We start from the raw sequence: 14387 nt of genomic DNA, 5'->3' as shown, positions 1-14387 counted from the left end.
GACGCTGTCGAGAGGCCGCTTCTCAGTCGACGGACGAACCGCTGCCGCTCGACGTCCGGCGACCGGTCGTCGAGGGGTTCGGAGCGGTCAGCCTGCCCGGACGGGGACGCAGACTGCGAAGCGACTGAACGGTGCTCGCGCAGTCGGCCCCCGGCGACCTACCGTGCGGCTGTGAGCGCCGCGACGTCCGGGGGCCCGGCGAAGTCGTCGGGCGGTCCGAGCACGTCCGCTCCGAAGAAGGCCTCCCGGGGGAGCTCGGCGCCGCTGCGCCGCTGGGAGCGGCTGACCACCTGGCCGTTGGTCGCCGCCACCGTCCTCTTCTTCGTCGGGTACGCCTGGCCGATCCTGCAGCCGGGGATGGCCCCGTGGCTGGTGCGGCTGTGCCACGTGGTGGTCTGGGTGACCTGGGCGCTGTTCGCGGTGGACGCGATCGGCCGCTTCGCGCTCAACCGGAACCGGCGCCGCTACATCTGGTTCCACCTGTTTGACCTGGCGATCATCGTGCTCAGCCTGTTCCGGCCGCTCAAGCTGCTCCGGCTGGCCAGCATGATCCGGTTCCTCAACCGGCGTGCCTCGCGCGGGCTGCGCGGTCGGGTGGCGATCTATGCGGGCGCGGGCTGCGCGCTGCTGCTGTTCTGCGGCTCGTTGGCCATCCTCGACGCCGAGCGCGCGAACCCGCAGACCAACATCAAGACCTTCGGGGACGCGCTGTGGTGGGCCGTCGAGACGATGACCACCGTCGGCTACGGCGACCACTTCCCGACCACCGATACCGGCCGGGTGGTCGCGGTCGCGGTGATGATCGGCGGGATCACCCTGCTCGGTCTGATCACCGCCTCGCTGGCCGCCTGGCTGGTGCAGCAGATCGGCGAGGAGGAGCGCGACCAGGCGCAGGAGGTCGAGCAGAAGCTCGACGAGCTCACCGCCACCGTCGCCGCGCTGACCCGGGCGCTCGAGCAGGACCGGCGCGAGCGCGGGCTGCCCGCCCGGACCGCCGCGAAGACACCGGCCAAGACCCCCGCGAAGACACCGGTCCAGACACCGGTCAAGACACCGGCCAAGACACCGGCCAAGGCACCCGCCAAGTCACCGGCCCAGTCGCCGGCTCAGACGCCGGCCGCGGGAACCGTCAGGTCCGGTCGTCCGGCCTGACCGCGGACCGCTCGGGGCCCGGCCCGCGCGTGCGCGCCGACGGCGGTCGGCGGGCACACCGCCGGGGGCTACCCTCACGCCATGGCCAGGCTCGATCGGGTGCGCGAACTCGTGGACCGCTTGCACCCGTCCGGCCTGCTCTACTCCACCTACGAGCACCGGCTGATCGCCGAGCTCGACCGGACCCGGCTGCCGCACCACGTCGCCGTGCTGGCCGACGGCAACCGGCGCTGGGCCCGGGCGAACGCTCCCGGGCAGCCGCTCGCGGTCGGCTACCAGGCCGGTGCCGCCCGGCTGCGGGAGTTCGTCGGCTGGTGCGAGGAGGTCGGCATCCCGATCGTCACCCTCTGGGTGCTCTCGACCGAGAACTTCGAACGCGACGAGAGCGAGATCGGCCCGCTGATGGAGGTCATCTCGGGTCTCGTCGGTGATCTGGCCGCGGCCCGCCGGTGGCGGATCCACCCGGTCGGCGCGCTCGATCTGCTGCCCGCCGACGCCGCCGCCGAGCTCCGCGCGGTGGCCGAGGAGACCAAGGACATCGACGGGATGCTGGTCAACGTCGCGGTGTCCTACGGCGGGCGGCACGAGCTGCGCGACGCCTTCCGCTCGCTGCTCGCCGAGCAGGCCCGCAACGGCACCTCGATCGAGCAGCTGGCCGAGACGCTCGAGGTCGAGCACATCTCCGAGCACCTCTACACCCGCGGTCAGCCCGACCCCGACCTGATCATCCGCACCTCGGGGGAGCAGCGGCTGAGCGGCTTCCTGATGTGGCAGTCGGCGCACAGCGAGTTCTATTTCCACGAGGCGCTCTGGCCCGACTTCCGCAAGATCGACTTCATCCGCGCGCTGCGGTCCTACGCCCAGCGCGAGCGCCGCTTCGGGGGCTGACCGCCGGTCCGGTGACCGGCGTGACGCGCCGATCGCCACGGATATGACGGCTGCGTGAAGGATCGGCGCGTCGTGCCGGAGCCGCCGTGCGCGGACCGTAGCGTGCGAGGCACGGGCCGTGGGGAAGCGGCCCGTCTGGGAGGCGATGCATGCACCGTCCTTCGACGGTTCATCGATCACGGGTCGGCTTCGACCCGACCGCCCGGCCGACCACCTGACCGTGGGGCCGGGCGCTGTGGATGCGTGCGGCCTCCAGAAGGGCAGCACCGTGACCACTGCTCAGCACCTCGCGCAGGCCACCGATCCCACCCCCGACGGCCGCCGCACCTACGTCATCGACACCTCGGTCCTGCTCAGCGACCCGCACGCGATGCGCCGGTTCGCCGAGCACGACATCGTCCTCCCGGTGGTGGTGATCTCCGAGCTCGAGGCCAAACGGCACCACGCCGAGCTCGGCTACTTCGCCCGCAGCGCGCTCCGTCAGCTCGACGACCTGCGGATCGCCCACGGCCGGCTCGACGCGCCGGTCCCGGTCAACGACGTCGGCGGCACCGTCCACGTCGAGCTCAACCACACCGACCCGACCCGGCTGCCCGACGGCTTCCGGCTCGGTGACAACGACAGCCGGATCCTCGCCGTGGCGCTCAACTACGCCGCCGAGGGACGGTCGGTCACCCTGGTCAGCAAGGACCTGCCGATGCGGGTCAAGGCCTCCGCGGTCGGCCTGACCGCCGAGGAGTACCGCGCCGAGCTGGCCGTCGAGTCGGGCTGGACCGGGATGGCCGAGGTCGAGGTCACCACGGGCGAGCTCGACGGGCTCTACGCCCACGGCAGCGCCGACCTCGAGGTGACCCGCGGGCTGCCCTGCCACACCGGTGTCCGGCTGGTCGCGCCCACCGGGACCGCGCTGGCCCGGGTGATGCCGGGCAAGGAGGTGCGGCTGCTCCACGCCGACCGGGACGCCTTCGGCATCCACGGTCGCTCGGCCGAGCAGCGCGTCGCCCTCGACCTGCTGCTCGACCCGTCGGTCGGGATCGTCTCGCTCGGCGGCCGCGCCGGCACCGGCAAGTCGGCGCTCGCGCTCTGCGCCGGGCTCGAGGCCGTGCTCGAACGCCGGCAGCACTCCAAGGTGGTCGTCTTCCGTCCGCTCTACGCGGTCGGCGGTCAGGAACTCGGCTACCTGCCCGGCAACGAGGGCGAGAAGATGGCCCCCTGGGCCCAGGCGGTGTTCGACACCCTCGGCGCGGTCACCTCGAAGGTGGTGATCGAGGAGATCCTCGAGCGCGGGCTGCTCGAGGTGCTGCCGCTGACCCACATCCGGGGACGCTCGCTGCACGACGCGTTCGTGATCGTCGACGAGGCCCAGAGCCTGGAGCGCAACGTGCTGCTCACCGTGCTCAGCCGGATCGGTCAGGACAGCCGGGTGGTGCTCACCCACGACGTCGCCCAGCGGGACAACCTGCGGGTCGGACGGCACGACGGCGTGGTCGCTGTGGTGGAGAAGCTGAAGGGTCACCCGCTCTTCGCGCACGTCACCCTGACCCGCTCGGAGCGGTCGCCGATTGCGGCGCTCGTCACAGAGATGCTCGAAGACGTGCCACTCTGATCGATTTCTGTCGCATTCGTCACAAAACGGCCTATTGGATCGTTAAGAAGATTTCGTTTCGGTAACGGGGCTGTGGCAGGGTGCCCCGGTGCGTCGAATCCTCAAACACGCCCTGATCGGTACGAGCCTGTCCGCGGTGACCGCCACCGCGGTGATCGGGACCGTCCTGAGCGGGTCCTCGGCGAACGCCACGCCGCCGGTCGCGCCGCCGCCCGGCGCTACCGCGCCGATCGGCGACGCGGCGTCGCGGATCGGTGACACCTCGCGTGACGCCACCCGTCTCGCGCTCTCGGTCGACCCGCAGGCGGCGGCCGCGGACGACAAGCAGGTCTACGCCAGCGCGCGCCAGCAGCAGGTGGTCGACCAGCTCGCCGCGGCCAAGAAGAAGGCGGCCGAGGCGGCGGCCAAGAAGAAGGCCGCCGAGGCCAAGGCCAAGGCGGCGGCTGCACGCCGGGCCGCGCTGATCAAGCAGCAGGGCTACCTGCCCGGCACCACCGACCCGCGCTCGATCGCCCGTCAGATCATGCAGAACAAGTACGGCTGGGGGTCGGACCAGTTCGCCTGCTTCAACAACATCATCATGCGCGAGAGCATGTGGGACGTGAACGCCACCAACGCGGCGTCCGGCGCCTACGGCATCCCGCAGGCACTGCCCGGGTCGAAGATGGCCTCGGCCGGCCCCGACTGGCAGACCAACCCCGCGACCCAGATCACCTGGGGCCTGTCCTACCTCAAGGACCGCTACGGCACCCCCTGCGGTGGGTGGGCGTTCAAGAGCGCCAACGGCTGGTACTAACCGGCTGAGCCCGTGCGCTGAGCCCGTGCGCTGAGCCTGTCGAAGCGCGCTTGGCCTGTCGAAGCGCGCTGGGCTCGGTGGGTGCGCTCCGCGCGGGGGTGGGGATAGGGTGTCCCGCCCGCCTCGCGGGGCGCCTTGCGTCCGCAGTTCCGTCGGGTCTGCATCGCGCCCCGCTCAGACGCCCGACCACACCCGGCCACCCTGTCCCCACCCCCGCGCTCGGACGGGCGGCCGCCGGCGTCTGGGTGGAGTCGGCCGAGCACCGCACTCCGTGCGGGCTGCCGCTCCGGGGCGGGAGTCCTTCGACCCTCACTGCGCCCGGCGCGTCATCGCGAGGACGTCGAGCGCGGCGTCCAGCTGCTCCTCGGTCAGCTTGTCGCCGACGAAACCCCGCTCGACCACGACCTCGCGGATCGTCTTGCCCTCCTTGAGTGCCTGCTTGGCCACCGCGGCGGCGTCCTCGTAGCCGATGTAGCGGTTGAGCGGGGTGACGATCGACGGCGAGGACTCGGCCAGGGTGCGGCAGTGCTCGACGTTGGCGGTGATCCCGGCGACGCAACGATCGGCGAGCAGCCGGCTGACGTTGGCGATCAGGCGGATCGACTCGAGCAGGTTGCGGGCCATCACCGGGAGCATGACGTTGAGCTCGAAGGCGCCACCGGCACCGGCGAAGGCGAGGGCGGCGTCGTTGCCGATCACCTGCGCGCAGACCATCGTGGTCGCCTCGCAGAGCACCGGGTTGACCTTGCCCGGCATGATCGAGCTGCCCGGCTGCAGGTCCGGCAGGGCGATCTCGCCGAGCCCGGCGCGCGGCCCGGAGCCCATCCAGCGCAGGTCGTTGGCGATCTTGTTCAGGCTGACCGCGATGGTCCGCAGCGCGCCGGAGGCCTCGACCAGACCGTCCCGCGCGCCCTGGGCCTCGAAGTGGTCCTTCGCCTCGGTCAGCGGCAGCCCGGTGTCCTCGGCGATGATCGCGATCACCGCGGCGGCGAAGCCTGCGGGCATGTTGATCCCGGTGCCCACCGCGGTGCCGCCGAGCGGCAGCTCGCTGACCCGCGGCAGGGTGGCCTGGACGCGCTGGATGCCGTAGCCGATCTGGGTGGCGTAGCCGCCGAACTCCTGGCCGAGGGTGACCGGGGTGGCGTCCATCAGGTGGGTCCGTCCGCTCTTGACCACGTCGGCGAACTCGTCGGCCTTGGCGGCCAGGGTCTGCTCGAGGTGGGCCAGTGCCGGGACGAGGGTGTTGACCAGGCTGTCGGTGGCCGCGATGTGGATCGCGCTCGGGAACACGTCGTTGCTCGACTGCGAGGCGTTGACGTGGTCGTTCGGGTGCACCGGGGCGCCGAGCAGCTCGGTGGCCAGGGTGGAGATCACCTCGTTGGTGTTCATGTTGCTCGACGTGCCCGACCCGGTCTGGAAGACGTCGATCGGGAACTCGCCGTCGTGCTCGCCGGACGCCACCCGGGCGGCAGCGGTGGCGATCGCCTCGGCCATCTCCGGGCTGACCACCCCGAGGTCGGCGTTCACCCGCGCGGCCGCTCCCTTGATCCGGCCGAGCGCGGCGATCAGCGCCGGGTCGATCGGCACTCCGGAGATCGGGAAGTTCTCCACCGCCCGCTGGGTCTGTGCCTTGTACAGCGCCGCGGCCGGCACCCGCACCTCGCCCATCGTGTCGTGCTCGATCCGGAAGTCGCCCTCGGCGGTGTGGTCGCTCATGGGCGCCATTCTCGCCGTTCCCGGCCCTCGCAGGTGCCCGGGTCCCGGACCCGGCCGCCTCTACTGTGACCCCGTGCAGGGGTCACGCCGGATGACGGGCCGGGCGACGGGCGGTTCGGCGAACCGGTCCGTGGCCGCCGCGCTGCGTGGTCCGACGGGCCGGGCGGCGCTCGTCGCCGCGGCCGTGGTGATCGTCCTCGGGCTGGTCGCTGCGTTCGGCGGCTTCCGCACCGCCCCGCCGGTCGGTGCCGCCCGCTGGGCGCCGGGGGCCACCGTCGAGCTCGCCCGCTGGCAGGTGGTGGTCGACCGGGTCGAGCTGTCCGACACCGACGCCTACGGGTCCCCGGGGCCGACCACCCTGCGGCTGCATCTCCGGCTCACCTGGACCGGTGACCGTTCCACCTACGGCCCCACCACCGGACTGGTGACCCTGCTGGTCCCCGGGGGTCCGGCGCCGGACCCGCAACCGACCACCGTGCCCACCGCCGGCTACCAGGGTGGCTTCGACCCGGACGTCCCGCGGCCGCTGGTCCTCGACTACGCCTGGCCCGCGCCGACGGCTCGCGGTGGGAAGAGCGTCCAACCGCCGGCACCTCGGGTGCCGGCCGTGGTGCAGGTGGTGCTCCGCGACGAGTACTCCCGCCCGACCTACCTCGACGACGACAACTGGAGCCTGACCGGGCCGGTCGGCCACGTCAGCGCCCCGGTCCGGGACGTCCGCCGGTGACCGGCGCGCGCACCCGGGCCCGCTCGGGCTGGGTGGCCCTGGTGGTCTGCGTGCTGCTCGCGCTGGTGCTGACCGCGGTCACCCCGGACCCGGCCACGAACGTCCGGCGCGACTGGGTCGACGGCCGGGTCGGGCAGTCCGTGGTCGAGCCGGACCTGACCACCACGGTCCAGCAGGTGCGGCTGGCCCGCTCGGCGTCGCGCTCGTACGGCGACCCGTTCGTCAGCCGGCAACGGCTGGTGCTGGTCCGGCTCGCCGTCGACGTCCGGCACCGGCAGCGGCTCTTCAGCCGGGTCACCCTGCTCACCACGACCGGGCTGTCCTACGAGCCCCGCGACGAGTTCGTCTCGCAGGGCTTGTCGACCACCCAGGCCGGCTTCACCCGCACCGCGACCATGGTCTTCGAGGTGCCGCCCGAGCACGTCCCCGGGTCCCGGCTGGTGATCGACGCCGACGGTGGTGCCTTCGACTTCTACACCCGGGCGACGCGGGTCGACCTGGGTCTGACGGCGGCCACCGCGATCGACCCGGGAGCGGTCCGGGTGCCCGATTCCACCGTCCGGGTGACCGGATGAGTACGCGTCCCGGGCCGGGCCGGGCGCCGCGGTTCGCCGCCGTCGCCGGTGCGATCGCCCTGCTCGTCGCGCTGGCCACCGGGGCTCACGCCTACCTGGCCCTCGAGCCGCTCGGGCCCGACGCCACCGCGGGCCCGGGACGCACGGTCACGGTGGCGGGCGTCGACTACCGGCTCGACCGGTTCGCGGTCGGCACGCGGTTCGCGCCGGACGAGGCCGGAGACGATCCGGTCCGCGCCCCCGCCGGGACCGAGATCGTGTTCGTCACCTTCACCCGGACGGTCCACGACCGCCGGTCACCGCTCGACGAGCAGTTCTGCGACGTCAGCCTCCGAGCCGGCGATGACGTCTGGCAGACCGACGACACCGTCACCTACCGCATCGCCCGGCCCCGACGGCTCACCTGCAGCGCCACCGACGACGCGCCCCTCGCCTACGACCAGCCGGCCCGGATCGGCGTGGCCTTCCTGGTCCCCGCCGGTAAGGCCGACCGGGCCGTGCTGCGGATCGAGGTCGACGGCGGTGACCACGGGGTCGAGCTCCACCGCTGAGCCGGCACCGATCGGGTCGTGGGGCGCTCAGGGGTGGCTGACGGCCGGTGCCGGTCCGGGCGCCGCCGGCGCCGGCGCCGGTGTGGTCGTGGGGTCGCCGTCCTCGCCGGGTCCGCGGGTGGCCACCACCACCGCCCGGTCGAAGCCGGCGCCGTACAGCGTCACCGAGACCACGGTGACCGGCAGGCTGACCAGCAGCTGCTCGAGCGGGTCGAGCAGCAGCCCGACCGCCTGGTCGGTCGGGCCCACCAGGACCGTGAGCCCGATGGCCAACAGGTTCGCGACCGAGGCGAGCAGGGTGGCGAGCACCAGGTAGACGCCGACCAGCCGGGGTCCGGCGGCCAGCACCAGCCGGAACGCCTGGGCGACCGGCAGGTACTTGGTCCGCAGGTCGGAGGTCGCGGTGCGGGCGACCCAGGCCAACGGGTCCCGCGGCGCCGACCCGGCCGCCGTCAACCGGCGGACCCGGGCCTCGAGCCGGGTGCCGGCCACGACCTCGTCGGCGCGGATGTCGCGCCAGCCGAAGACGGTCGCGGTGAGCGCGAGCCACATCAGCGGGAGCAGCAGCACCGTGCCCACCGCGCCCGGGGCGACCCGGACCAGGGTGTCGAGGAGCTGGCTGAGCGTGGGGCCGAACGGCAGCCGCCAGTCGGGCACGAGGTCGAGCAGCGTCTGCCAGGCGGTGAGCAGTTCGAGGGTCACCACCCTCGTCTGCAGCCAGCCGCGGACGGCCTTGGCCGCGATGACCACCAGCACGAACACGCCGAAGGTCCAGACACCCTCGGCGAGCACCGCGACGGCGTCGAGCGGTCGGCCCGGCCGCCGCCGCCGCAGCTGCTCGGCCAGGGTCCGGACCAGCCAGCCGGCGACCGCCGTCGCGAGGTAGAACCGCCACCGGGCCGGATCCAGGCTTATCGACCAGCGGGTGACGTCACCGAGCCCGAGCACGGTGTAGTTGGCCACGAACAGGTCACGCACCTCGTCCTCGACGAAACCCCAGACCGCGTAGACGGCCAGGAACGGGCCGATCGCCAGGGCCGCGGTCTGCCACGGTCCGTGACGTTCGAACACCGAGGCGGGGATCCGGAGCCCGGTCGGGGGGTCGGCGCCGTCGACCGGCTCGCGTGCCGGGCGGAGCGCGGCGAAGCCGAGGGCCGGCTCGAGGGCCTGGATCATCAGCACCAGCGAGAGCAGTCGGGCCACCACGCCCACCACGAAGACGAGGTTGGCCAGTACGGCGTGGTCGACGCCGAGCAGCGCGGACAGGAACAGGCAGCCCTGGTGGACGGCCCAGCCCAGGCAGTACCAGCCGATCAGCAACCCCCACCGGGCCCGGAGCAGGCGGACGACGTCGGCGAGCAGGCCCCGCGCCGTCCTCAGCGTCTGCACCCGCACACGGTAGGTCAGCGCGGTCGCACCGGCGTCACGTTCGCGGACGGGTCGAGCGGCGGGCCGGTTCGGAGCGCCGTGTCAGGATGGCCGGGTGGCGCGCGCAGGCCGGCAGGCGACCCCTCGGGACATGGTGATCTCGCTCGCCGTGCTGCTGATCCCGATCGTCGCCATCACCCTCTTCTTCACCCAACGGGTGCCGGGACCGCCGGTGCAGGTGGTCGACTGGAAGCCGGTGCTGGCCCAGGCCCGCGAGCAGGCGAACTTCCCGATCTGGGCCCCGACCGAGCTGCCGAACGGTTGGCGGCCCACGCAGGTCTCCTGGGTGCAGCGGGGCAATCCGGACCTGACCGGCAACCCGGTGCCCGCCGACCGCTGGCAGTTCGGCACGCTCAACGCGCAGGACGTCTACCTCGGGATCGACGAGCAGGCCGGGGGAGGCGCGGACTTCGTGGCCACGGCCAGCCGCAACGGGGTGGCCGACGGGCAGAGCGTCATCGGCGCGAACACCTGGCAGCGGCTGGTGACCAACGACCGGCAGCAGACCCGCTCGTTGGTGCTGACCACCAAGCAGGCCACCACGGTGGTCAGCGGTGACGTGCCCTACGACCAGCTCGAGGCGTTCGTCCGGACGCTCACAGCGTCCTGAGCCGCTCCCCGCGCTGCTCGGCGGCGCGCAGCTCGTCGGCGATCCGGCGGCGGTCGACGTCGGCTCCCAGGTCGGCGTGCGGGTGGTGGCGGTAGCGGCGGTCGCTCAGCTCCAGCGCCAGCCAGAGCATCCCGGCCAGCGCGAGCACGATCAGAACGGTCATGGCAGATAGTCTTCGGCCAATGAGATCCTGCCACCAGTGGCAAGGATGACTGGTTGCGAAGCTTTCCTGCCACTAGGCTGGACGGGTGAGTCTCCGAGTCGTGAGCGTGGTGCTGGTCGAGCCGGTCGCCGTCTTCGAGTTCAGCGTCGCCGTCGAGGTCTTCGGGATCACCCGCCCCGAGGACGGCATCCCCGATCTCGACTTCCGGGTCTGCGCACTCGACCCGAGCCGTCCGCTCCAGGCCAAGTCGCTGGCGCCGTTCGCCATCCAGGCCAGCCACGGTCTCGACGGCGTGGCGGGGTCGGACCTGGTGATCGTGGCCGCCACGCCGATCCGCTCGGACGACGACTACCCGGGCGAGGTGCTCGACGCGCTGCGGTCGGCCCATGCCGCGGGCGCGACCATCCTCTCGCTGTGCTCGGGCTCGTTCGTGCTCGGCGCGGCCGGCCTGCTCGACGGCCGGCGGTGCACCACGCACTGGATGTACGTCGACGCGATGCGCCGGCGTTTCCCCGAGGTCGAGGTGGACGGCGACGTGCTCTTCGTCGACGACGGCGACATCGTCACCAGCGCGGGGACCGCGGCCGGGATCGACGCCGCGCTGCACCTGGTCCGGCGCGAGCTCGGCTCGGAGATCGCGGTGCGGATCGCCCGGCGGATGGTGGTGCCGCCGCAGCGGGACGGCGGTCAGGCGCAGTTCGTCCCGACGCCGCTGCCCGAGTGCCGGGCGGACAGTCTGGCCGACCTGTTGACCTGGCTGGTCGACCACCTGGCCGAGGAGCACACCGCGGCCAGCCTCGCCCGCCGGGCGATGATGAGCGAGCGGACCTTCGCCCGCCGGTTCGCCGCCGAGACCGGGACGACTCCGCACAAGTGGCTGACCCAGCAGCGGGTGCTCCAGGCCCGCCGGCTGCTCGAGGAGACCGACCTCGGGATCGAGCAGGTGGCCGACACCGTCGGGTTCAACTCCGCGGTCGTCCTCCGCGACCACTTCCGTCGTCAGGTCGGGGTCGCCCCGGTCGACTACCGCCGCCGTTTCGCCGTCCGGTCCGCCTGACGGGTGCTCGGCCCTGTCGCAGTGTTCGGTGACGTGCGCCGAGCCCGTCGAAGTGTGGGGCGGGACGTGCGCTGAGCCCGTCGAAGCGCCGCAGGACGTGCGCTGAGCGTGTCGAAGTGGAACCGTCCGCTGAGCCTGTCGAAGCGCTGAGTGGCACTGCAGAACGTGCGCTGAGCCTGTCGAAGCGCTGGGGGGCGTGCGCTGAGCCTGCCGAAGCGCCGGGTGGACCAGGCTCAGCTCCCGCGCTTCTCGCCCGCGGCCTCGACCTTGGCCCGCGCACCGTCGAGCCACTGCTGGCACAGGGTGGCCAGTCTTTCGCCGCGCTCCCAGAGGGCGAGCGACTCGGCCAGCGGCGCACCGCCCGACTCGAGCTGCTGGACCACCCGGAGCAGCTCCTCGCGCGCCTGCTCGTAGCTCAGTCCGGCGAGCTCGTCGTCGGCCCCAGCGGCGTCGTCGTTCTCGGCGGTGGTGTCCGCGGTCTTCTTGGTCGCCATCGGTCCTCACGTCTCTCGGGAACGGACGGTCAGCTCGAGCCGTCCTCGGGCCAGGTGGGCGGTCAGCCGGTCATCGAGCTCGACCTGCTCGGCACTGGAGATCCCGGTGCCGGCCGCGTCGGTCAGGATCACGTAGCCGCGCTCGAGGGTGGCCTTGGGCGACAGCGCGCGGACCCGGGCGATGGTGTGCTCGACGGTCGAGGACTCCTGCCGGATCCGGTGGTCGATCGCCCGGCTGGCGCGGTGCCGGAGCGCGTCGACCTGCTCGTGCCACAGGTCGATGCCGGCCAGCGGCGCCGACAGCACCGGCCGCGAGCGCAGGGTGCGCAGGTCGTCCTCGGCGCGCGACAGCCGGCGTTCGATCGCCTGGCGGAGCCGTCCGGACGCCTCGTCCACCCGGCGCCGCTCCTCGGTCAGGTCGGGGACGATCCGTCGCGCCGCGTCGGTGGGCGTCGAGGCGCGGACGTCGGCCACCAGGTCGAGGATCGGGGTGTCGGACTCGTGCCCGATCGCGCTGACCACCGGCGTCCGGCAGGCGGCGACGGCGCGGATCAGTCCCTCGTCGGAGAACGGCAGCAGATCCTCGAGCGACCCGCCGCCCCGGGCGATGACGATGACGTCGATCTCGGCGGCGGCGTCCAGTCGGCCGAGCGCGGTGATGATCTCCTCGGCCGCCTGCGGGCCCTGCACCAGGGTGTTCTGGGCGACGATGGTCACCGCGGGCCAGCGGCGTCGGGCGTTCTCGATCACGTCCCGCTCAGCCGCGCTGGCCGCCCCGGTGATCAGACCGACGGCCCGGGGCAGGAACGGCAGCGGCTTCTTCCGCACCCGGTCGAACAGGCCCTCGGCCTGGAGCAGCCGCTTGGTCTGCTCGAGCCGGGCCAGCAGCCGGCCCTCGCCGACCGGGCGGATCTCGTCGCAGAAGAAGGAGAACCGTCCGCTCGGGGCGTAGTAGGACGGCTTGAGCCGGACCGCCACGGTGGCACCCTCGGTCAGCGGACCGGCCAGGTCGAGGGTGGCGGGGGAGACCGCGACGCTGGCCGAGACCTCGGCGAGCTTGTCGCGCAGGGTGAGGAAGACCGTCCGGGCGCCGGAGCGGCGGTTGATCTCGATCAGCTGGCCCTCGACCCAGACCCAGCCGAGCCGCTCGATCCAGAGCTTGACGTTGTGCGCCACCACCCGCAGCGGCTGCGGGCTCTCCGGCGACGACTCCAACGGCATGACGACGAGGGTAGGGGTGGGCGCCGACAGCCCTGGGCGTGCGTCCACCGCCGGTCGTTCGCGCGGGTCGTCCGCGCGGCGGGTCTGGCTCGCCGGGCCTCCTAGACTCGGGACCATGACGACCGACGCCACGACGCCGGACCCGGGTGCCGCGCCCGCTCCCGACCCCACCGCCGCGAAGCGGGTGCTGGTGGCTGCGCCGCGCGGCTACTGCGCCGGCGTGGACCGCGCCGTGGTCACGGTCGAGCGGGCGCTGGAGACCTACGGGGCGCCGATCTACGTCCGCAAGCAGATCGTCCACAACCGGCACGTGGTGGAGACCCTCGAGCAGCGCGGCGCGATCTTCGTCGACGAGCTCGATCAGGTGCCCGCGGGTGCCACGGTGGTGTTCTCGGCCCACGGCGTCGCACCGAGCGTGCACGCCGAGGCCAAGGAGCGGACGCTCAAGACCATCGACGCGACCTGCCCGCTGGTCACCAAGGTGCACCACGAGGCGCGCCGGTTCGCCCGAGAGGGCCTCGAGATCGTGCTGATCGGCCACGGTGGTCACGAGGAGGTCGAGGGGACCACCGGGGAGGCGCCCGAGCACATCACCCTGGTGCAGAACCCGGGCGAGGTCGACGGCCTCGAGGTGAAGGACCCGAGCCGGGTGGCCTGGCTGAGCCAGACCACGCTGAGCGTCGACGAGACCATGGAGACGGTCGGCAAGCTCCGACAGAAGTTCCCTCAGCTGATCGACCCGCCGAGCGACGACATCTGTTACGCGACCCAGAACCGGCAGTTGGCGATCAAGCAGATCGCCGGCCACTCCGACCTGGTGATCGTGGTCGGCTCGGCGAACTCGTCGAACTCGGTCCGGCTGGTCGAGGTCGCGCTCGAGGCCGGGGCCAAGGCCGCCTACCGCGTGGACAATGCCGGCGAGATCGACGACGCCTGGCTCGACGGCGTCAGCACCGTCGGCGTGACCAGCGGCGCGTCGGTCCCCGACGACCTGGTGCAGGGCGTCCTCGACCACCTGCGGAGCCACGGGTTCCCGCAGGCCACCGAGGAGCGGCTGACGGAGGAGTCGCTGACCTTCGCGCTGCCGCCCGAGCTGCGCCGCGACCTCCGCAAGGGCGCCATCAACGACTGAGGACGTCTCGAGCCACGGCGCTCTGAACCTCGGGCACGGGGCGTTGAGCGGCGCTTCGACAGGCTCAGCGCACGTCTCGGGCCGCTCGCTGATCGCGGTGCCCTGAGTCTGTCGAAGGGTGGTAAGCAAGCGCTTCGACAAGCTCAGCGCACCTCTCGGGCCGCTCGCCGATCACGGTGCCCTGAGCTTGCCCCCTTGAGGCGCTCTGAGCCTGTCGAAGAGCGTCTTGGGGCGCTTCGACAACAGGCTCAGCGCACGTCTCGGGCACAGC

General features: G+C 72.6%; 15 protein-coding genes. 10 read left to right on the top strand and 5 right to left on the bottom strand.

Features of this window, described 5'->3' with window-relative positions; translation table 11 throughout:
- Positions 1-171 precede the first annotated feature (171 nt).
- The 4 genes from FHX74_RS20270 (at position 172) to FHX74_RS21090 (ending at position 4442) form a co-directional block, all read left to right on the top strand.
- The gene (locus FHX74_RS20270) at positions 172-1152 is read left to right on the top strand and encodes an ion transporter (RefSeq protein WP_182560101.1); all 981 of its coding nucleotides are present in this window, start codon (positions 172-174) and stop codon (positions 1150-1152) included.
- An 81-nt stretch (positions 1153-1233) separates the two neighbouring features.
- A complete protein-coding gene (locus FHX74_RS10705; RefSeq protein ID WP_182560100.1) occupies positions 1234-2040 on the top strand; it encodes an isoprenyl transferase in 807 nt (268 codons plus the stop codon).
- A gap of 268 nt (positions 2041-2308) precedes the next feature.
- Positions 2309-3646, top strand: a complete 1338-nt coding sequence (locus tag FHX74_RS10700; RefSeq protein ID WP_328823759.1) for a PhoH family protein — start codon at positions 2309-2311, stop codon at positions 3644-3646.
- A gap of 88 nt (positions 3647-3734) precedes the next feature.
- The gene (locus FHX74_RS21090) at positions 3735-4442 is read left to right on the top strand and encodes an aggregation-promoting factor C-terminal-like domain-containing protein (protein ID WP_182560099.1); all 708 of its coding nucleotides are present in this window, start codon (positions 3735-3737) and stop codon (positions 4440-4442) included.
- A gap of 309 nt (positions 4443-4751) precedes the next feature.
- On the opposite strand, the gene FHX74_RS10690 is transcribed toward FHX74_RS21090, so the two are convergent.
- Positions 4752-6158, bottom strand: coding sequence for a class II fumarate hydratase (locus tag FHX74_RS10690; RefSeq protein WP_182560098.1), 1407 nt, complete (start codon positions 6156-6158; stop codon positions 4752-4754).
- Positions 6159-6231: 73 nt separating this feature from the next.
- Here FHX74_RS10690 and FHX74_RS10685 point away from each other — a divergent pair, with 73 nt between their 5' ends.
- Genes FHX74_RS10685 through FHX74_RS10675 form a run of 3 tightly spaced genes read left to right on the top strand, consistent with a single transcriptional unit; the run spans position 6232 to position 8011 of the window.
- Positions 6232-6885: a hypothetical protein gene (locus FHX74_RS10685; protein ID WP_182560097.1), complete on the top strand. Its 654-nt coding sequence runs from the start codon at positions 6232-6234 to the stop codon at positions 6883-6885.
- Positions 6882-7460 (top strand): hypothetical protein, encoded by a 579-nt coding sequence (locus tag FHX74_RS10680; RefSeq protein WP_182560096.1) that lies wholly within the window; start codon positions 6882-6884, stop codon positions 7458-7460. Before FHX74_RS10685 ends, FHX74_RS10680 begins: the two co-directional genes overlap by 4 nt.
- Positions 7457-8011, top strand: a complete 555-nt coding sequence (locus FHX74_RS10675; RefSeq protein WP_182560095.1) for a hypothetical protein — start codon at positions 7457-7459, stop codon at positions 8009-8011. The genes FHX74_RS10680 and FHX74_RS10675 overlap by 4 nt, the downstream gene beginning before the upstream one ends.
- Before the next feature lie 27 nt (positions 8012-8038).
- Here FHX74_RS10675 and FHX74_RS10670 read toward each other — a convergent pair whose 3' ends face one another.
- Positions 8039-9400, bottom strand: coding sequence for a hypothetical protein (locus tag FHX74_RS10670; protein ID WP_182560094.1), 1362 nt, complete (start codon positions 9398-9400; stop codon positions 8039-8041).
- Positions 9401-9494: 94 nt separating this feature from the next.
- Here FHX74_RS10670 and FHX74_RS10665 point away from each other — a divergent pair, with 94 nt between their 5' ends.
- Positions 9495-10049 carry a DUF4245 domain-containing protein gene (locus FHX74_RS10665; RefSeq protein ID WP_182560093.1) on the top strand — a complete coding sequence of 185 codons (555 nt, stop codon included), beginning with the start codon at positions 9495-9497 and terminating at the stop codon, positions 10047-10049.
- Here the strand turns inward: FHX74_RS10665 and FHX74_RS10660 are convergent.
- Positions 10036-10212 carry a hypothetical protein gene (locus FHX74_RS10660; protein ID WP_182560092.1) on the bottom strand — a complete coding sequence of 59 codons (177 nt, stop codon included), beginning with the start codon at positions 10210-10212 and terminating at the stop codon, positions 10036-10038. The two genes, FHX74_RS10665 and FHX74_RS10660, sit on opposite strands and share 14 nt — an antisense overlap.
- 85 nt (positions 10213-10297) lie before the next feature.
- On the opposite strand from FHX74_RS10660, the gene FHX74_RS10655 reads away from it, so the two are divergent.
- The gene (locus FHX74_RS10655; protein ID WP_182560091.1) at positions 10298-11269 is read left to right on the top strand and encodes a helix-turn-helix domain-containing protein; all 972 of its coding nucleotides are present in this window, start codon (positions 10298-10300) and stop codon (positions 11267-11269) included.
- 233 nt (positions 11270-11502) lie between these two features.
- Here the strand turns inward: FHX74_RS10655 and FHX74_RS10650 are convergent, their stop codons facing one another.
- Both FHX74_RS10650 and xseA read right to left on the bottom strand, forming a co-directional pair.
- A complete protein-coding gene (locus tag FHX74_RS10650) occupies positions 11503-11763 on the bottom strand; it encodes an exodeoxyribonuclease VII small subunit (protein ID WP_182560090.1) in 261 nt (86 codons plus the stop codon).
- A 6-nt stretch (positions 11764-11769) separates the two neighbouring features.
- Positions 11770-12984 (bottom strand): exodeoxyribonuclease VII large subunit, encoded by a 1215-nt coding sequence (xseA, locus tag FHX74_RS10645; RefSeq protein WP_182560089.1) that lies wholly within the window; start codon positions 12982-12984, stop codon positions 11770-11772.
- 115 nt (positions 12985-13099) lie between these two features.
- On the opposite strand from xseA, the gene FHX74_RS10640 reads away from it, so the two are divergent.
- Entirely contained in the window at positions 13100-14116 is a 1017-nt protein-coding gene (locus FHX74_RS10640) for a 4-hydroxy-3-methylbut-2-enyl diphosphate reductase (RefSeq protein WP_182560088.1), read from the top strand.
- Positions 14117-14387 lie beyond the last annotated feature (271 nt).

Source organism: Microlunatus kandeliicorticis (assembly GCF_014137855.1).
GTDB lineage: Bacteria > Actinomycetota > Actinomycetes > Propionibacteriales > Propionibacteriaceae > Microlunatus > Microlunatus kandeliicorticis.
This window is presented reverse-complemented; position numbering and strand designations above follow the sequence as displayed.